The organism is uncultured Flavobacterium sp., from assembly GCF_963974175.1.
Taxonomy (GTDB): Bacteria; Bacteroidota; Bacteroidia; order Flavobacteriales; family Flavobacteriaceae; genus Flavobacterium.
This window is the reverse complement of sequence record NZ_CAXBBR010000004.1, coordinates 251,410-270,092: the sequence shown is the minus strand read 5'-3', so window position 1 is coordinate 270,092 and position 18,683 is coordinate 251,410. Positions and strand designations below refer to the sequence as shown.

The 18,683-nt window shown below is 32.7% G+C and carries 18 protein-coding genes; 3 read left to right on the top strand and 15 right to left on the bottom strand.

The window, feature by feature from the left end; translation table 11 throughout:
• Positions 1–77 precede the first annotated feature (77 nt).
• Positions 78–812 (top strand): diphthine--ammonia ligase, encoded by a 735-nt coding sequence (locus AAC069_RS08590; protein WP_339920063.1) that lies wholly within the window; start codon positions 78–80, stop codon positions 810–812.
• Positions 813–891: 79 nt separating this feature from the next.
• Here the strand turns inward: AAC069_RS08590 and AAC069_RS08585 are convergent, their stop codons facing one another.
• The 11 genes from AAC069_RS08585 to pyrR form a co-directional block, all read right to left on the bottom strand.
• Positions 892–1,365 carry a VOC family protein gene (locus AAC069_RS08585; RefSeq protein WP_339920062.1) on the bottom strand — a complete coding sequence of 158 codons (474 nt, stop codon included), beginning with the start codon at positions 1,363–1,365 and terminating at the stop codon, positions 892–894.
• On the bottom strand, positions 1,353–1,811 hold the full coding sequence (locus tag AAC069_RS08580; protein ID WP_339920061.1) for an SRPBCC domain-containing protein: 459 nt from the start codon (positions 1,809–1,811) through the stop codon (positions 1,353–1,355). The genes AAC069_RS08585 and AAC069_RS08580 overlap by 13 nt, the downstream gene beginning before the upstream one ends.
• 221 nt (positions 1,812–2,032) lie before the next feature.
• A complete protein-coding gene (locus AAC069_RS08575) occupies positions 2,033–3,517 on the bottom strand; it encodes an aminopeptidase P N-terminal domain-containing protein (RefSeq protein WP_339920060.1) in 1,485 nt (494 codons plus the stop codon).
• 215 nt (positions 3,518–3,732) lie between these two features.
• Positions 3,733–4,281 carry a DUF1697 domain-containing protein gene (locus AAC069_RS08570; protein ID WP_339920059.1) on the bottom strand — a complete coding sequence of 183 codons (549 nt, stop codon included), beginning with the start codon at positions 4,279–4,281 and terminating at the stop codon, positions 3,733–3,735.
• Positions 4,282–4,774: 493 nt separating this feature from the next.
• Complete coding sequence (locus AAC069_RS08565) at positions 4,775–5,278, bottom strand: CAP domain-containing protein (RefSeq protein ID WP_339920058.1); 504 nt, start codon at positions 5,276–5,278, stop codon at positions 4,775–4,777.
• 497 nt (positions 5,279–5,775) lie between these two features.
• Positions 5,776–6,318 carry a CAP domain-containing protein gene (locus AAC069_RS08560; protein WP_339920057.1) on the bottom strand — a complete coding sequence of 181 codons (543 nt, stop codon included), beginning with the start codon at positions 6,316–6,318 and terminating at the stop codon, positions 5,776–5,778.
• A gap of 171 nt (positions 6,319–6,489) precedes the next feature.
• Entirely contained in the window at positions 6,490–7,134 is a 645-nt protein-coding gene (gene pdxH, locus AAC069_RS08555) for a pyridoxamine 5'-phosphate oxidase (RefSeq protein WP_339920056.1), read from the bottom strand.
• 69 nt (positions 7,135–7,203) lie between these two features.
• Positions 7,204–8,109, bottom strand: coding sequence for a ribonuclease Z (locus AAC069_RS08550; protein WP_339920055.1), 906 nt, complete (start codon positions 8,107–8,109; stop codon positions 7,204–7,206).
• Positions 8,110–8,167: 58 nt separating this feature from the next.
• The gene (locus AAC069_RS08545; protein ID WP_339920054.1) at positions 8,168–8,500 is read right to left on the bottom strand and encodes a ribonuclease Z; all 333 of its coding nucleotides are present in this window, start codon (positions 8,498–8,500) and stop codon (positions 8,168–8,170) included.
• Positions 8,501–8,553: 53 nt separating this feature from the next.
• Complete coding sequence (locus tag AAC069_RS08540; RefSeq protein ID WP_339920053.1) at positions 8,554–9,480, bottom strand: aspartate carbamoyltransferase catalytic subunit; 927 nt, start codon at positions 9,478–9,480, stop codon at positions 8,554–8,556.
• A gap of 60 nt (positions 9,481–9,540) precedes the next feature.
• Complete coding sequence (gene pyrR, locus AAC069_RS08535; protein ID WP_091090040.1) at positions 9,541–10,080, bottom strand: bifunctional pyr operon transcriptional regulator/uracil phosphoribosyltransferase PyrR; 540 nt, start codon at positions 10,078–10,080, stop codon at positions 9,541–9,543.
• Between the two features lie 208 nt (positions 10,081–10,288).
• Here pyrR and AAC069_RS08530 point away from each other — a divergent pair, with 208 nt between their 5' ends.
• The gene (locus AAC069_RS08530; protein ID WP_339920052.1) at positions 10,289–10,462 is read left to right on the top strand and encodes a hypothetical protein; all 174 of its coding nucleotides are present in this window, start codon (positions 10,289–10,291) and stop codon (positions 10,460–10,462) included.
• A 69-nt stretch (positions 10,463–10,531) separates the two neighbouring features.
• On the opposite strand, the gene AAC069_RS08525 is transcribed toward AAC069_RS08530, so the two are convergent.
• Positions 10,532–12,151, bottom strand: a complete 1,620-nt coding sequence (locus tag AAC069_RS08525) for an ATP-binding cassette domain-containing protein (RefSeq protein WP_339920051.1) — start codon at positions 12,149–12,151, stop codon at positions 10,532–10,534.
• A 266-nt stretch (positions 12,152–12,417) separates the two neighbouring features.
• Here AAC069_RS08525 and AAC069_RS08520 point away from each other — a divergent pair, with 266 nt between their 5' ends.
• Positions 12,418–13,359, top strand: a complete 942-nt coding sequence (locus tag AAC069_RS08520; protein ID WP_339920050.1) for a WG repeat-containing protein — start codon at positions 12,418–12,420, stop codon at positions 13,357–13,359.
• A gap of 24 nt (positions 13,360–13,383) precedes the next feature.
• Here AAC069_RS08520 and AAC069_RS08515 read toward each other — a convergent pair whose 3' ends face one another.
• The 3 genes from AAC069_RS08515 to nagB all read right to left on the bottom strand — a co-directional run bounded on the left by AAC069_RS08515 (position 13,384) and on the right by nagB (position 18,614).
• Entirely contained in the window at positions 13,384–15,414 is a 2,031-nt protein-coding gene (locus AAC069_RS08515) for a family 20 glycosylhydrolase (protein WP_339920049.1), read from the bottom strand.
• A 116-nt stretch (positions 15,415–15,530) separates the two neighbouring features.
• Positions 15,531–16,658 (bottom strand): heparan-alpha-glucosaminide N-acetyltransferase domain-containing protein, encoded by a 1,128-nt coding sequence (locus AAC069_RS08510; protein ID WP_339920048.1) that lies wholly within the window; start codon positions 16,656–16,658, stop codon positions 15,531–15,533.
• A gap of 18 nt (positions 16,659–16,676) precedes the next feature.
• Positions 16,677–18,614: a glucosamine-6-phosphate deaminase gene (nagB, locus tag AAC069_RS08505; RefSeq protein WP_339920047.1), complete on the bottom strand. Its 1,938-nt coding sequence runs from the start codon at positions 18,612–18,614 to the stop codon at positions 16,677–16,679.
• Positions 18,615–18,683: the final 69 nt, after the last annotated feature.

Genomic DNA, 18,683 nt, shown 5'->3' with positions numbered 1-18,683 from the left:
CCAAAGTTACAAAGGAATCAGGAACAAACAGAAGTAATTTTGTAAGTTTACCAATAGAAATTTACAATATAAAAACCTTGAAAAAGAAAGCCATTTTTAACTGGAGTAGTGGAAAAGACTCTGCTTTAGCTCTTTATAAAACCTTGCTAAATCCGGAATTTGAAATTAGTTGTTTGCTCACCAGCGTCAATCAACAATTTCAGCGTATTTCCATGCACGGGGTTCGTGTAGAATTATTGGAAAAACAAGCCAAAAGCATCGGCTTACCGCTTGAAATCATGCAAATTCCCGAAATGCCGACGATGGAAGTGTATGAAAGCGTGATGCAGACAACATTGGAAAAATTGAAAAATCAAGGTGTAACCCACTCAATTTTTGGTGATATATTCTTGGAAGACCTTCGTAAATACAGGGAAGACAAATTAGCCACTATGGGATTTGAAGGCGTTTTTCCACTTTGGAAAGTACCAACGGATGACTTAATACGGGAATTCATTGGATTGGGCTTTAAAACCATTGTAGTTTGTGTCAACGAGCGTTTCCTCGACAAAAGTTTTGTAGGAAGGATAATTGATCAGGATTTTATCAACGATTTACCTGAAAATGTAGATGTTTGTGGGGAAAACGGTGAGTTTCATACCTTCACTTTTGACGGACCTATTTTCTCAAAGCCCATTGATTTTGAGGTTGGAGAAATCGTGTATCGCAAATATGAAAAACCAAAAGAAAGTTCCTCTAACATTACTTGTGATACTGATACAAGTGATGCTTTCGATTTCGGATTTTGGTATTGTGATTTAATAGAAAATTAACGGTTCTCATAAAAAAAAGTGCTCCGAAGTGAAAGAAACTATGGAGTATTTGTTTTTTATGAGTCCTATTTATTCTCTTCTATGCTTGCAGTATTTTCTCAATGTCAAATTTTGTCATTTTCAGAAAGGCTTTCATAACCCTTTCTGCTCTTATCGGGTCTAGCATTAATTTTGAAAGAACCGTCGGTACCACTTGCCACGAAAGGCCGTACTTGTCTTTTAGCCAGCCACACTGCCCTTCTTCCCCATTTTTAGTGAGTTTTCCCCAATACTCGTCTATATCTGCCTGCGTTTCACAAAAAATCTGAAAGGAAATTGCTTCGCTAAATTTAAAAATAGGCCCTCCATTCATAGCCGTGAATTCTTGTCCATTTATTTGAAATTCGACCGTTAATACTGATCCTGCTTCCCTTCCATGTATTTCAAAACCTTCTTTCGTATAATAGCTTATGTTTCCCATTTTTGAATCTTTAAAAATGGAAACATAAAAACGGGCGGCTTCTTCCGCTTGGTTATCAAACCATAAACAAGGTGTAATTTTTAAACTTTCCATTTTGAAAAACTTATTTCTTGAAGATGCTGTTCCACATAATTTTTAAAATTATTTAAAATGGCCTGCCAACCTTCTTTTTGTAATTCAATTGGATTTTCAGTTTCTGCTTCAAATAGCTGTACCACTCTGGTTTTACACTCCATCTTTGTGAAAATAATTTTTACTTTTCTTCCGTCATCCGCGGTATATGTAATTTGTTCATTTGCTTGAACTTCCTCATATTTTCCTCTAAAATCAAAACCGGCACTTCCGTCTTTGGCTTCCATCCTGAAACAGAATTCTCCATCAATTCGCAAATCATTCTCAGCCCAAGTCGTATGCCAATCCTCAGAAGCAGCATTCCACATAACAATATTTTGAGGCGAAGTCCAATTTTTCCAAACCGTTTCTATTGGCGCATCAATTATAGCTTCTACCGTAATAATTGTTTTCGTATTTGATTCCATAATGTTTTGTTTTTAAACACGTTACCATACAAACTTTTACTAATTTAAGTATAAATTTAAAACAAAATCTCCGAAACTATTCCGAATATTATCATAAGAAACAGAAGTACACTATATTTATTTTAAGAGTAATTAGCATAAAAAAACTCCGAAATCAACTGATATCGGAGTTTTAATTGTACAAGTGAATCATAAAATCACTATTTATGAAAATAAATATATTAGTCTAAACTAGGCAAAGTAAAACCGTCGAGCACACTTTTTTCTTTCATCAGCGCTTCAATTTCCTCCGACTTTCTCGGGGCTTCCCCAGATAAGTTTACTGGCTCATTTGCCGTAACCAATATATCGTCTTCGATTCGCACGGCAATTCCCCACCATTTTTTATCACAATCACTTCCCTTAGGAATATAAATCCCTGGTTCTACCGTAAGAACCATATCAATATCAAATGTGTCGTATAGTCCCGGATCATGAACATCTAAACCTATATGATGTGAGGTTCCATGCGGAAAATAGACTCTTGACTCCTCTTCTTTCGCTATAATCCCCAGTTTCATTAAACCTGCTGTGATCACTTTCCGTGCTGCAATATCAGGCGAATTAAAGCTATTTCCCGGTTTTACAGTGGCGATTCCAGCTTCTTGTGCTTGATAAACTAAATCATAAATTAGTTTCTGCTCTGTCGAGAATTTCCCATTTGCAGGAATTGTTCGGGTTACATCGGCGGTGTAGCCGTGGTACTCCGCACCTAAATCCATTAAGACTAAATCATTTTCGACCTTCATTTTACTATTCTCTATGTAATGTAAAACACAGCCATTATTTCCTGCACCTACAATTGAAGGGTAGCCTTCAAACTCACAACCATACTTTTTATAAACAAATTCATGAATTCCTTGTATCTCAGTTTCGGACATTCCAGGATGCATCGCTTTCATTATTTCACGCTGTCCCATGGCTGAAATCCGAACTGCCTTAGTCAGTAATACTAATTCTTCTTTGGATTTAATCTCACGTAAACTCGCCATATACGTTTGAATCGACTGGGTATCGATAGTTACTTTTTTTTGAGTTATGCTTTTTTTATTTCGAAACTCATTCTGGAGATTACGATCTATTTTTGGTTCTGCTTTTACGTTGTATCCCACTTGATTCTTAAATGCTTCTGCCAATTTATACAAATCAGCTTCATCACGTTTCGAATCCCGGTAATCATCTTTAAATTCCTTAAAAAGAACCGAACTGAAGTCGGCATAATTAATCCCTGAATTCAAAAACTCTTTGCCGTTATAAGCGACGTCAAAACCTAAATTATTCTTAGCGCCTTCAGTGCCTAAACGAATTCCGGTCCATTGCTCTGCTCGAGTATTTTTTTCTTGAACATAAAGAACTTCATTATAGGTTTTCCCGGATTTATTTGTTTGTTCATTCGAGAAAATAACTAAAACCGAATTGGGTTCTTTGTATCCTGTTAAATAGAAAAAATCAGGATCTTGGTGATACACATAATCTACATCATTGGCTCTGTTACGAACCGCATTGCCAAAAAATACAGCTACACTATTATTAGGCATTTTATTGCGTAAGGCAGCTCTTCTTTCTTTGTGGAACTGGGAAGTTAAGTAATCATTGGGAGTACCCGTTTGCCCGGTGGCAAAACAAACAAAAAAGATACTGATGATAACGGAAAGTTTGAAATTCATCTCTTATAAATTAAGGTTTCTAATAATCAATAGAATTAATTACGTAGTAGTAAATATAAATCGTTTTTGCATCTAAACCATACGATTTACTAATTCATAAGTAGATACAAACAAACTATTTTAAATTTAGTTTAAAAAAAATGCTAATTCGCAGGATACAAGAATAGTATTTTGCGAATCAGCAGTTAGTATATATTCAAAAGGCACCTCTTAATCTAAGTCATTTCTTCATACATCTTCAACAATTGTGTGACTGTGTTCCAGTTTCTAATTGTTGCCGTTAGGTTTAGTTTTTTCTCAATGTATTTCTGATCTAATCTTGTTTTCCCAGCCCCGACAGCATATTTAATAAAAATCCGATTGCCGTCTAGATGCGCTTCATCAGGTTTAAATTGGCTAATTTTCAAATCATTGATATTTTCAGAACGAAGCTCTTTAGACACAAAAGCAACGTATAATTTCTTCGTATCTACTTCTTTCTCTTTCAAAAAAGGATTATTGGAGAAACAAGCTTTAAGATCTGCCGCATTAAGAATGATTACTGGCACGTCACCACCAAAAACTTTAAAAATTTCCTGCTTGATGATAAAACCAACTTTAGCTGCATTTTCTTCTTCTGTGGTTATAAAAACATTCCCTGATTGGATATAAGTTTCCACTTTTGTAAAACCAATGTTTTCCAATGTTGTTTTTAGTGCGTCCATTTTTATCATGTTGTGACCAGAAACATTAATTCCACGGAGCAGTGCGAGATGGGTTGTCATTTTATATTTATTTTGAATGTTCCAAAGGTATTGTGTTTATCCCAATTTACACAATTTCTTATTTTATAAATAATGAGGAAAGTCCTGCAAATGAGTAAATCCAAGTAAAGAAGTGTAGTAACGTGATTTAGTTTTGAGACATCAAGTAATTATGTACGGTCTAAAACCATATTTCCGCTTTCAAACTAGAATACAAAAAGGGATTATACTTTACTTTTTCTTTAAAGGTCAAGAAAAAGACTGGAACTACATAATATATTGAGATACTATACAGTCATACTTTTTGATTCATTTTAGAGTAACGCTATTTAAAATATAGTAGATAAGGTATTGAAGGTACTTCATTAAAAAGATATAACGAAGATACATAGAAGATAATAATAGCTTAACTGAATCTTTAAAGAGAAAAAAACACAACACTTAAGTTTCCTAAAATAAAAAAAGAGGCTGCGACTTGGGGAAGACAACCTCTAATTTAAAAAAAATAATCCAATTATATTTTTGCGAAAATGTTAGTGTAATATTTTTTACCAGTTACAGGATTTTCTCTTATTGAAATTCCAAAGTGAGTAAAATTACCAACTATATTTTCTTTGTGACCTGGGCTATTCAACCAAGCATTGATGGCTGCTTGAGGAGTATTATAATTATAAGCTATATTCTCTCCTACTGTTTTAGCTCCTAGTGCTTTTATTATATTTTCAGAACGATCTACAAAACCATCGTGATTTACCACATTATTAGAGATCATATAATTATCGTGTCCTTCTGATTTAACAGAGATAAAATTAATTGGTTCTAATGCGCTAAGACCAACACTTACTCTATAGTCATTGATCAGTTTCATTGTTTCTAATTCGCTAGCAGTATACGTATAGTTTACAACAACTTGTGATTTTGCTTCTACTGTAGATGCTTCAGAAGCATCTGAAGAACATGAATTTAAAGTAAAAATAACTGCTGTTAAAAGTATTGCTTTAAGTAAATTTCTTTTCATAATTCAGTAGTTTAAGTTTAAAGTAGATTGTGGGGCAAACTTCTTTAATGTTGTATTTAGTATGTGTTCTAATTCTTCTCAAACATACATACAATTCCGTTAAACAGACTAAAATAATCGATGAAATACATATTTTAATTTAAAACATCATATTTAACTTACTTTTATGGCAATTAAAAGTTAAAAGTATAGAACCATAAAAGACATTAAACCGCATTAAACTTTCATTTAATATTAAAATAAAATGCAAATTATTCATTAATAAATTAAATATGATAAGATAGCTTCTATCGTATCGTATTTAAACCAACAAAATTTCCAAAATAATTAGTAGAATATAGGAACGATTCCTATTTATGTGAATGCCTTTTAACTTAAAGCAACACCTGAATGAAATATCGAATTTGATTCAAAAAGTATAATCAATAATTAGCTTAAACAAAAAAAGAGGCTGCAATTTGGTAAATTGCAGCCTCTTTTTTAAAAATATAACCATATTATATTTTTGCAAATATGTTAGTATAGTATTTTTTGCCAGTCACAGAGTTTTCTCTTATTGAAATTCCAAAGTGGGTGAAACTGCCAATTATATTTTTTTTGTGAGCAGGGCTATTCAACCAGGCATTTAGAGCCGCTTGCGGTGTACTATATACATCAGCTACATTCTCGCCCACTGCTATAGCTCCAACAGTTTTCATGATATCATCAAATCGCGCATTAAAATTATCATGACTAAGCGTGTTAGTACTTATCATATAATTATTGTGTTCTTCTGCCTTTAAGGAAACGTAATTACTTTTTGTTAATGAACTTAAGCCAATACTCACTCTATAAGCATTTACTAAATCCATAAGTTGGATTTCGGAACTAGTATAAGAATAGTTATATAAATCAGTTGTGGGGTTTTCTTTAACTGCTTTTTTTTCTAATGCCGTGGAAGCATCTGATTTTGTAAGAGTTTCATAAGGATCAGCAGAGCACGAATTCATAGTACATATTACTAATACTAGTAATAATGCGAACAGGGATTTTAATTTCATTAATCTTTGTAGTAGGTTAATTACAAATCAGTTACTAAGACGAACTGATGTATAGATTTGTTAATTTTTTGTTTTTTATTAGGTTCCAAAACTACTTTTTTTACCGACAAACCACCAAATAAAATCGACAATCTACACTAAATTAACAATTAACCAACTCTTTTTCTTACACTAAGGAGAGAGACGCTCTATTTTCCAAGATAAATCTTCTTGACTAGTGTATCGAATTCGGTCGTGTAGGCGATTTGGTCTGCCTTGCCAGAATTCAACTTCAACTGGAACAACTAAAAAACCACCCCAATGCTTTGGTCTTGGAATTACCATGCTCTCAAAATCTACTTCTAATTGTTTTAAATTTTCCTCAAGATAAGTACGAGAAGGAACAACCTCGCTTTGATTAGAAACTATGGCACCTAACTTACTTCCTTCTGGTCTTGAATCAAAATAATTATCCGAAATAACTTCTGATGTCCTTTGGGCTATCCCTTTTATAATTACCTGACGCTCCATACTATGCCAAAAAAAAGAAAGACATATTTGAGGATTCGCCTCAATAGCCTTGCCTTTCTCTGAATTATAATTGGTATAAAATATAAATCCTTCTTCTGTAAATTTCTTTAATAGCACAACTCTCGATTTGGGAAATCCATCCAAACCAATTGTAGCTACTGTCATTGCATTTACTTCTTCGTTTCCTCCAAAATCCTCTGTTTCGTAAAACCATCGATTGAAAAGGTTAATTGGATCTTCCGGAATGGATGATTCTAATAACTCGCTCTTTTCATATGACTTCCTATAATTACTTAAATCTTGCATTTCGTATTATTTTAAGATTATTCTATTATTACATTGCCCATTTCTAAAAACTAAAAGCAAAAACTTTATTTAAAAATCAAAACTTCGTCCATCGTCAGCTAATAGCACTTCAGGAAAAATGGTCTCAGCTTCTTCTTTAAAAAGACTAATATTCTCATAACGTGTAGAATAGTGTCCTAAAACTAATTGCTTCACATTTGCTTTCAACGCGATTGTAGCCGCTTCTTTTGCCGTGGAATGCATTGTTTTTCCTGCCAGTGTTTCTTCTGATTCTAAAAATGTTGATTCGTGATACAATACATCCACCCCATTTATTATTGGAATAATAGCCTCGTTATAAGCTGTATCTGAACAAAAAGCATAACTCTTTGGCGGTGTTGGATCGAATGTCAGTTTCTCATTTTCGATTACCCTTCCATCATCGAAGGTGATGTCTTTGCCATTTTTAATATTTTGATAATAGCATTTGTCAATTTCATAATTCTGAACAGCATCCGTATTGAGTTTTCTTGTATCCATTTTTTCTTCGAATAAAAAACCATTGGTATAAATACGATGTTGTAGCGGTATTGTTTTCACAATCACTTTATCATCTTCGAAAATAATTTCACTTTCATTTGATTCTAATTCATGAAAATATAACCCATAATTAGTCCAAGAATTGGCTAATCGAAGTTGTAATTTTATAATTTCTTTAATTCCCTTTGGACCATAGATATGTAAATCTGTATTTCTATTTAGTAATGTAAACGTAGACACCAAACCTATCAATCCAAAAAAGTGATCACCGTGCAAATGCGATATAAAAATATGGTTGATTTTAGAAAATCGGATTTTATTTTTACGCAATTGCACTTGTGTACCTTCTCCACAATCGATTAGAAATAGTCTGTTCTTAATTTCTAAAATTTGCGAAGTAGGATTGGTAAACGTACGGGGAGTTGCTGCATAACAGCCTAGAATTGTTAGTTTCAAAATTATGCGTTTCGATTAGAGACATTAGGATAAGTTATCCATTAAGAAATAAATATTTTTAAAAACCCAAATCTCTTTCAATCTCTTCCATTTCGATAATATCATGTGCTTCCAGCAAAGATGGAACTACAGTTAATTTATCCGGAACAGCATTATAATCCAAATCAGAAACAACAACTATAAAAGATTTTTTTGCTTTTTTATGTTGCTTCGACAACGGCAAAAATAATTTAATATCATTTACAGTTAAGTCTTTATCATGTAAAAGATCTATTATAATATTATGTTTTTCGTAGGTTTTATATTGATGAGTAACTTTCATTAAAAATGAAGTGAAATCATCTTGAGTGTCTTTAATTGTAATTGTGTGGCCTTTTTGATCTACTTTCATTGTGCTGGGTTTTCAGAATTACTATATAGCTAAGTTACTATCTTTTTTTAATATTACTGAATTTTTGAAGCCAAAAGATAGATTACCGCCATCCTTATTGCTACACCATTTTCAACTTGATTCAAAATAACGGATTGATTGGAATCTGCAACTTCAGAAGTAATCTCTACTCCTCTGTTTATAGGTCCCGGATGCATAATTACAATTTCCTTATTTAAAGAATCTAATAATGTTTTATCAACTCCATATTGTTGTGCATACTCTCTTGTTGATGGAAAATAATTCACATCCATACGTTCATTTTGCACCCGCAACATATTAGCAACATCACACCATTCTAGCGCTTTACGCAAATTAGGTTCTACAGTTACCCCAAGTGATTCAATATATTTTGGAATTAGCGTTTTGGGTCCGCAAACCTTAACTTCGGCTCCTTGCATTTGCAAAGCGTATATATTGGATAATGCTACTCTCGAGTGCAACACATCGCCCACTATAACAACTTTCTTACCTCCCACTTCACCCAGTTTTTCTCTAATTGAATAACTATCTAGTAATCCTTGTGTAGGATGTTCATGTGCACCGTCACCGGCATTTATAATACTTGCTTTTACATTTTTAGACAGAAAGTAAGCTGCTCCAGGGTTAGCATGACGCATCACAACCATATCTACTTTCATCGAAAGAATATTATTTACGGTATCGATTAGAGTTTCTCCCTTTTTCACAGAAGATTGAGCTGCTGAAAAACTAATAACATCAGCAGATAGCCTTTTTTGTGCGAGTTCAAAGGAGAGTTTTGTTCGGGTACTATTTTCAAAAAATATATTGGCAATGGTAATATCTCGTAAAGAAGGTACTTTCTTAATAGGACGATTAATGACTTCTTTAAAATGATCGGCTGTTTCAAAAATAAGGTCAATATCACTCTTGTTAATATATTTAATACCTAATAAATGATCTACGCTTAATTCTTTCATTCTTTTACGATTATTATTGTTTTTATAAAATTAGATTCCTTACTATTTCAACTAAATCCTCTAATTAGTCACTAAATACACTGCGTCTTCACCGTTATTTTCACTCCATTCTACCTTCACTTTTTCATTGTTAATGGCATCTACCTGTCGGCCTCTATAATCAGGCTGTATTGGTAAATTACGACTGAAACGTCTATCAATTAAAACAAGTAGTTCTATTTCTGAAGGCCTTCCAAAAGATTGAATAGCAGTCAGGGCAGATCGAATACTTCGGCCTGTAAACAAAACATCATCAATAAAGATTACTTTCTTGTTTTCGACAATAAAATTAATTTTAGTTTCATTTGCCTCCAATGGTTTATCCGTTCTTCGAAAATCATCTCTAAAGAACGTAATATCTAAGAGCCCTAATTTTATTTCGGGCGTATTATATTCATTTTCCAAAATATTTTTAAGTCGCTCAGCAAGAAAGGTTCCTCTAGGCTGAATCCCTATCAGAATAGTATCTTTAAAGTCGAGGTGTTTTTCAATTAGCTGACAAGCCAAACGGTGCAGGATGATATTGACTTCTTTGGAATTGAGCAATACTTTTTGAGTCATAGTAAAGTGTTGTGTTTGGTTCCGCAAATATACGAATTCCAATTTAGGATTTAATATTTATAATTCGAGATTAAAAATTCATTTACACAAATGAATTTTTATAAAAATAGTATAACAAATATATAGAATTATATAAAAGTTGTTTTGACTTATCTCCTTAATTTTATCAAACCTAATAAATCAAGTTCAGAACTAAATAGTAGAAATTATGCAAAATAAAATAATTAGAGTATTGCTGTTGTTGACGGTAGTATTGTCCCTAACAGGATGTTCAGTAGTCGAAGGAATTTTTAAAGCAGGAATGGGTGTGGGTATTTTTATAGTAATCGCAATCCTAGCAGTAATCCTCTTTATCGTAAGTAAATTATTTGGTAAAAAATAACCAAATTATAGTATAAAAAAACTCCTGTAACATTTGCTACAGGAGTTTTTTAAAATAATTTTATATCTCTTATTTAGTGTACATCTTAGTTCTCAATTCCTGAACTTTTTCATCATCTAAATAGTCATCAAAAGTCATATAGCTGTCTATAGCTCCATTTGGAGTTAATTCCACTACTCTGTTACCCACAGTTTGAGCAAACTCATGATCATGAGTAGTAAAAATTACAGATCCTTTAAAGTTTTTCAATGAATTATTAAATGCTTGAATTGACTCTAAATCCAAGTGATTTGTTGGCTCATCTATCATCAATATATTGGCTCTTTCCATCATCATTCTGGACATCATACAACGTACTTTTTCTCCTCCTGATAATACTCTGCAGGTTTTCAATGCCTCTTCTCCTGAGAAAATCATTTTACCAAGGAAACTACGAATATTTACCTCGTCACGTTCTTCTTCTGTTTTTACCCATTGACGCAACCAATCTACAAGTGACAAATCATTTTCAAAAAAAGAATGATTTTCTACTGGTAAATACGCTTGGTTAGTGGTAACACCCCAATCAAAAGTACCTGAATCAGCTTTTTGGTTTCCGTTTAATATTTCGTAGAAAGCCGTTGTTGCGCGAGAATCTTTAGAGAATAAAACAATTTTATCTCCTTTAGCCATGTTCAAATCAACATTTTTAAACAATACCTCACCATCAATTGAAGCGCTTAAACCTTGAATATTTAAAATTTGATCTCCTGCTTCACGCTCTTGGTCAAAAATGATCGCTGGATAACGACGACTTGAAGGTTTTATCTCAGAAATATTTAATTTACTGATCATTTTTTTACGGGAAGTAGCTTGTTTCGACTTGGCTACATTCGCAGAAAAACGACGAATAAATTCTTCTAATTCTTGTTTCTTTTCCTCAGCCTTTTTGTTTTGTTGTGCACGTTGTTTTGCAGCTAATTGGCTTGATTCATACCAAAAAGTATAATTCCCTGAATAATGATTTATTTTACTATAATCAATATCAGAAATATGTGTACAAACGGAGTCTAAAAAGTGACGGTCATGCGACACAACAATTACTGTATTCTCGTAGTTTGCCAAGAAATTTTCTAACCAGGCAATTGTTTCAAAATCCAGATCATTGGTAGGTTCATCCATGATCAGTAAATCCGGGTTTCCAAAAAGAGCTTGTGACAAAAGGACACGAACTTTAATTTTTCCCTCCAGATCTCCCATCAATGTAAAATGATGCTCTTCGCCAATACCTAGATTTGACAGCATTGAAGCGGCATCAGAATCTGCATTCCAACCACTCATTTCTTCAAACTGCACTTGCAATTCTCCTATTCTATCTGCATTTTTATCATTATAATCTAAATAGAGCTCGTCCATTTCTTTTTTGATGGCATATAATGTCTTGTTCCCCATAATTACGGTTTCCAATACGGTATGTTCATCAAACATATTGTGGTTTTGACTTAAAACCGACATACGTTTCCCTGGCTCTAAATGGACATGTCCTGATGTAGGGTCCATTTCACCTGAAATTATTTTAAGAAATGTAGATTTCCCAGCTCCATTAGCTCCGATAACTCCATAAATATTACCATGTGTAAAGGTGGTATTTACTTCGTCAAACAAAATTCGTTTGCCAAACTGAACTGATAAATTATTAATTGTTAGCATGTATATTTTTTTATAAAATTTTGTGCAAAAGTACAAAAAAATACTAAGATATATGCTAAATACCAATGTAGTTGATACTTGGTTTATTTTATATTCTACTTAAACTTTTAAAAAGTTAATTTTGATTTGTTATTTCTTATTCGAAACTAGAAAATTTAATTTTAAAATCTTAAAATGAAATCATTAGCTTTGGATACAATGAATTATCATATTAGTAGCAAATAGTAAAAAGAAAAACGTATCAAACTAAATTCTTAAATCGATTTATGATGAATAAATATTTTGTTTTCTTATTAATTTTAAGCTGGCAGCTGGCCTCTGCGCAAACAGAAAAATTATTTTTCTATATGGAGAAAGATAGTTTACTAGGAGTTAAAAATGAAAACGGAAAAATAATAATTAGTCCAAAGCCGTCATGGAATTCAGGAATCTACTGGGATAATCGCGAAATAAAATCGGAAATCTTTAATATAGATTTTAAAGACAACCTATTCGGATACTATGATAGGAAAGGTGAATTTTTATTTCAAACATTTATAACTTCTGAAGGTCCTGATGGTTTTCAAGAAGGTTATATACGTTATCGTGAAAACGATAAAAGTGGATTATATAGTGATAAAGGTAATAAGGTAACACTAGCTAAATACGATTGGATATCTCCTATAAACTTCGGCTTTGCGTTATTTTGTAATGGTTGCTATTTTGACACCTCTAAAGACGAAGAACATGCACCATTAGTAGGTGGAACATGGGGATTTGTGAGTAAAAATGGACTTGAAATAATACCAACTGATAAAAGAAATCATCCTAAAGATTTTGAAACAAAAGACCATCAATTTATTCCTTATCAATTTCAGTATAATGATAAGGAAAAACAGATTCTTGATTTCTTCGAAAAAAGAAAAGACCAAATCACACAAATTAATGGATTGAATTGTAATGAGAAAACTCTATATTTTGAAATTTTTCATAAGCCAACAGAATATGATAACTTCTACAGAATCAAAACATTTGAATTGTGTAATTCTGATCTAAATGGTGCAGATGAAAATTATGATGATTTTAAAAATTTTAAAGTATCTGCCGACGGAAAAAATTATTACGTTTTATACATTGATCTAGTAAATTATAAGGACTATTCTGAATATGTAGAACGAAAAATATCCGTTGACACTTGGATTAAACAGAACCTTAATAATTTGAAATAAAGAATAAAGAATAAAAAATACAAATTAAAGTAGCTTTTTTAAACTCGAATAAATGGCTAACTCTACATCGGCAGAATTCCGAATAGTTAATTGTTCTACTAACTCATTCAATCCTTTTTTATCAACATTTTGTTTTTCTTCAATCATTAACAAAAGCTGCTTTGAAATCGCACTTAAATTATTAGACATAGGTAAAACAGGCTGAATTAATGGAGCGTTAGCACTTAATGCAGTTAAATCATTATTCATGGCTATCCATTTTCTAAAAAAACTCGTTACCACAATTTGATTTTCAGGACTTTTATTTTCTAAATATTTATTTACTGCCGTATTAAAATCATAAGCGTCAGAAGCATCGGCTGTACATGCATCAGCAAACAGAGTTAGTGGAGAATACATAAAATACTTTTTTCCACCACCATTTCGTTTGTAATTTTTTAATGGTTCACAAATATTAGTAAAATCATTTAACGCCTTCGTATCTTGATAATTAGTAATATTTCTCAAAATCACTTCTTTATTTCTAATATGCGTTACTCCTACTTCTTCAAGTCTGGAAGAAATGACTTTTAACCTTCTATGCATGCTATTTAAGTCTGTAATAGTATCATTTGACCATAATCTCTCCGCTATTGCAGCTGTTCGTGGCCAGATTCTAGAGTCGATATTTAAAGGAGTTACAAGTTCGCTCCACATAGCTGCTTCGCCTCCCAATATTCTATCTTTTTCTTCCTTAGATAAAACAATGTTTTTTGGCATCGGATCATTCAAATAATGACCGTCTACACTAAGCATTAGATCGATATAATACCCATTAGACAATACGGTTTTATAGCCACCTTTTGCCGCTTTTACAAGAGCTCCTCCCGGCGAAAGTCCTTCGTTTACTCCTCGCCAAGCATGGATTATAGCTTCTTTGGACATATCATTTGTCAATATTTCCTCCCAGCCCATCAATTGTTTGTTGTGCTTTTTTAGCATTGGCACTAATTTCATATTGAAATAAGTCTGCAAATCATGATTGCTTCCTATTTTATTTTTACTCTTAAATTCCTGGATTACAGGATTTGCATTCCATTCTTTACCGTTGTTTTCATCTCCGCCAATGTGAAAGTAATCACTTGGAAACAAAGGACACACTTCATCAAAAATTTCACTTAGTAGTTGATATGTTTTCGGATTTGTAGGGTCAAGTGCCGAATCATAAATTCCGGATCTACGCCCAACAGAATAAGGCATACTTTCACTTTTTTTACTTCCTATTTCAGGATAGACTGAAAGTAAAGCGGAAGCATGGCCAGGAATATCTATTTCAGGTACCACCATAATACCACGTTCATCAGCATATTTAACGATGCCTTTTATTTCTTCTTGTGTATAATAATCTCCATCTGAAGCCAACTCGGTCAACTTTGGATGTTTTTTAATTTCAATTCTCCAACCTTGATCATCAACTAAATGCCAATGAAAGACATTCATTTTCATCGAAGCCATCGCGTCAAGATTTCTCTTGATAACATCAATTGGTTGAAAATGTCTTGCAGCATCAATCATTAATCCTCTCCAAGTAAACCTTGGTGAATCTGTAATCACTGCTGCCGGAAAATAAAATGAAGTACCATTATTCTGCATTAATTGTAACAAGGTCTCTAGACCATGCAACGCTCCCAAATCAGTTGTTGCATTAATTATAACTTTGTTAGACAGAATAGAAAGCTGATAACTCTCATCCTCATTTAAACCTACTTTTCCAGGGCGTAAACAATTTATTTGTAATTCAGCTTCCGAATATTCATTAGTTTTCGTTACAAAATCTTGTTCTAAAAACAATCCAGTTCTGCCATCTAATCGGCGTAAAAACTTTGATACTCCTTTAAAAACTCTATCGTTTGGGTTTCCTGTAATATTGACTTTGAACTTCTTGGTTAAAGTAAAAGCACCGTCACTCAAATTTATATTTTGAGGCCATGGCATAAGGTTTAGTTGCTCCGTTTTTATTTGAGCATTAGCTGTCAAAACAACTAGCAATAGAAATAATGTGATTTTTTGTTTCATATTATATTATTATTTAATAAAAATAAATGTTTTTTTTAGAATTAGATTTAATGACTCAACACTTCTAAAATTTATTTGTTTGATTTTTTTATCATTACTTATTGGGAAACATACGATTAGACCTTTATATAAATCTTTTTCTTATCTAAGATATAACCCGTAACCCAACAAAATAACATAACCGTTATTGCGAATAGAAAAGAACCAATATAATCTCCAACACCAGCAAAGAAATTATAATAAATCCATTTAAACGCAGTAGTTCTGTCATTTACTTTAAGAACCATCAAAGTTATTAGGATTAATTCAGACAAGATATAAATCACTAAGGGGTTTCTTCCAAAGACTATGAAAAAATTTGTCCATTTTGTTTTATTCAAAAAATCAATTACATAAATGATGAAAGCTAAAATAATTAAGTCAATACCTACTGTTAAAGTAACAAATGAACTTGTCCACAGTTTTTTATTTACGGGAAAAGTTAAATTCCAGAAATAAGAGATTACAAGTAAGCAACTACCAACAAGCATTAATTTTAATAACATCTCATGAGTTTTTCCTTTTTCTTGAATAAACTTACCTGCTAAATAACCTCCAATTACATTGCTTACTGCGGGTATTGTCCCTAAAAGTCCTTCTGGATCGAATGCTACGCCCTCACCATTATAAAGGTGATTTTCTCCTACCAACCATTTATCAACTATAAACCCAAAATTAGTTTGCATACCAAAAGGATCGTTTACATCTCCAAAATTGAGTAAAAGAAACCAATACAACAACAATAGAATTATAGAAATTATAAAAACTGTTTTTGTTTTACAATAATATATCAATAGTGAAGCAATACCATAACAGAGCGCAATGCGCTGTAAAACTCCAAAAATCCTGGTTTCATCAAATGGTGCTAATAGTAATTCATTTGACTGGTTAAATTTTACAAACGGAAACCAGTACATGAGAAAGCCTAGCAAAAAAATAATAGTTGTTCTCTTTAAGATTTTTGCTAGTACACTAAGTTGGCTTAAATTTCTCCATTTGGGTAAAACAAAACTAATTGAGTTTCCTACTGCAAATAAAAAGGAGGGAAAAACCAAATCGGTTGGCGTAAAACCATTCCACTGTGCATGAAGTAACGGAGCAAAAGTTGTATTATAATCTCCTGGCGAATTCACTATTATCATCAAACAAACAGTTATTCCTCGAAATACGTCTAAAGCAGTAAACCGATTTGGGGTTATTATCATTTTAAAACTATTTATTTTTTAATAATCAAATCTTTTAAACGCTTCTATAGCTTCATATTCTGGCAACCCTAAATCGTCATATAATTTAGCCGTATTTTTATTACGATCTTCAGCTCGTACCCAAAACTCTCTGGAATCATTTCCTTGAAACATGACTCTGTCTTTTTGGGATTGATGATACAAAATCGCGTGTTTTTTTAATAAAACTTCATCTGGACTCAATGGTACAGCCATATCAATCTCGTGTAAATCCCACTCATGCCAAGCGCCACGGTATAGCCACAACCAACAATCATTCATATACGGTTTTGGTTTTAACTGTTTCATAGCTGCGAAAATTGCGTTTAGGCAAACCTCGTGTGTTCCATGAGGATCAGCCAAATCACCTGCAGCAAAAACTTGATGGGGCTTTATTTTTGCTATTATATCAGCTACAATAGCTATATCTTCAGCACTTATAGGTTTTTTCTTTACCTGACCAGTTTCATAAAATGGCATATCTAGAAAGTGGCTATTCTCGTCCTTAAGACCTATATATCTTGTTGCTGCATAGGATTCACGTCGACGTATTAAGCCTTTTAATTTTCGAACTTCTAAAGAGTCACTTTGATTTTCTGATTTATTATTCAAGAAATCGATAACGGCACTAAAATTAATTTTAGTAGCATCATCTCCTACAAAGTCATTACAAACCTCGGCAAATTTTAACGCTTCGTCATCAGTAACAGCAATATTACCTGATGTTTGATAGACAACATGTACGTCGTGTCCTTGTTTAATTAATTTCGAAAAAGTACCTCCCATCGAAATCACATCATCATCTGGATGAGGGCTAAAAAGAATGACTCGCTTTTTAGCAGGATTTGCTCTTTCAGGTCTATGAGAATCATCTGTATTAGGTTTTCCACCAGGCCATCCCGTAATGGTATGCTGTAACACATTAAACATATTGATATTCAAATCATAGGCGGAACCTTCCTGCGCTAAAAGGTCTGACATTCCATTATTATTATAATCTCTGTCGGTTAATTTTAGAATAGCTTGCTTTGTTTTTTGGCAAAGCCAAACAATTGCTTTACTCTTCAATTCTTGGGTCCAAATACATTCTCCTACTAACCATGGTGTTTTAAACCTAGTTAATTCGGAAGCAGCAGATTGGTCTAAAACGAAAGTGGTATTAGTGTGATTTTGTAAAAAAGTAGCAGGAACCTCTGAACTAATATCTCCTTGAATAGTTCTTTTGATGATGTCCGCTTTATTTTGGCCCCAAGCCATTAATACAATTCTTTTGGATCTCAGAATTGTTGATACTCCCATCGTTATTGCACGTTTTGGAACATTATCAAGTCCGTTAAAATCAGAGGAAGCATCCACTTTAGTGATATGATCTAAGGTGATAATCCTAGTTCCAGAATTAATATGAGATCCTGGCTCATTAAAACCAACATGACCCGTACGTCCTATTCCTAATAATTGAAAATCAAGTCCGCCTGCTTTTTTTATGTTCATTTCATAATCAATGCAGTATTGATTAAGCTCATTTATCGCAACGGTACCATCTGGAACGTTTATATTTTCCGGTTTGATATCAATATGATTAAACAGATGCTGATGCATGAAATAGTGATAACTTTGGTTATTTTCCTTAGTCATTGGATAATATTCATCCAAATTAAAGGAAATAACGTTGCTAAAGCTAAGTCCTTCTTCTTTATGCATCCTGACTAATTCCTCATATACCTTAATCGGAGATGAACCAGTAGCTAACCCAAGAACACAAGGTTTATTTTCTTTCTGTTTCATTCTAATTAATTGCGCTATTTCTTGCGCGACGATAATAGAAGCTTCAGCTGAATTTTTGAAAATTTCGTTATGAATTTTTTCAAATCTTGTTTCTTCAAATTTACCTGCACTTTTATAGCTAATATCAGGTTTAATTTCTAGAGCACTTTTCATTTTATATATTTTAGGACGTTGTTATAAAGATATAATTTTTTAAAATGGTACGAGTAAAATTTTATACTC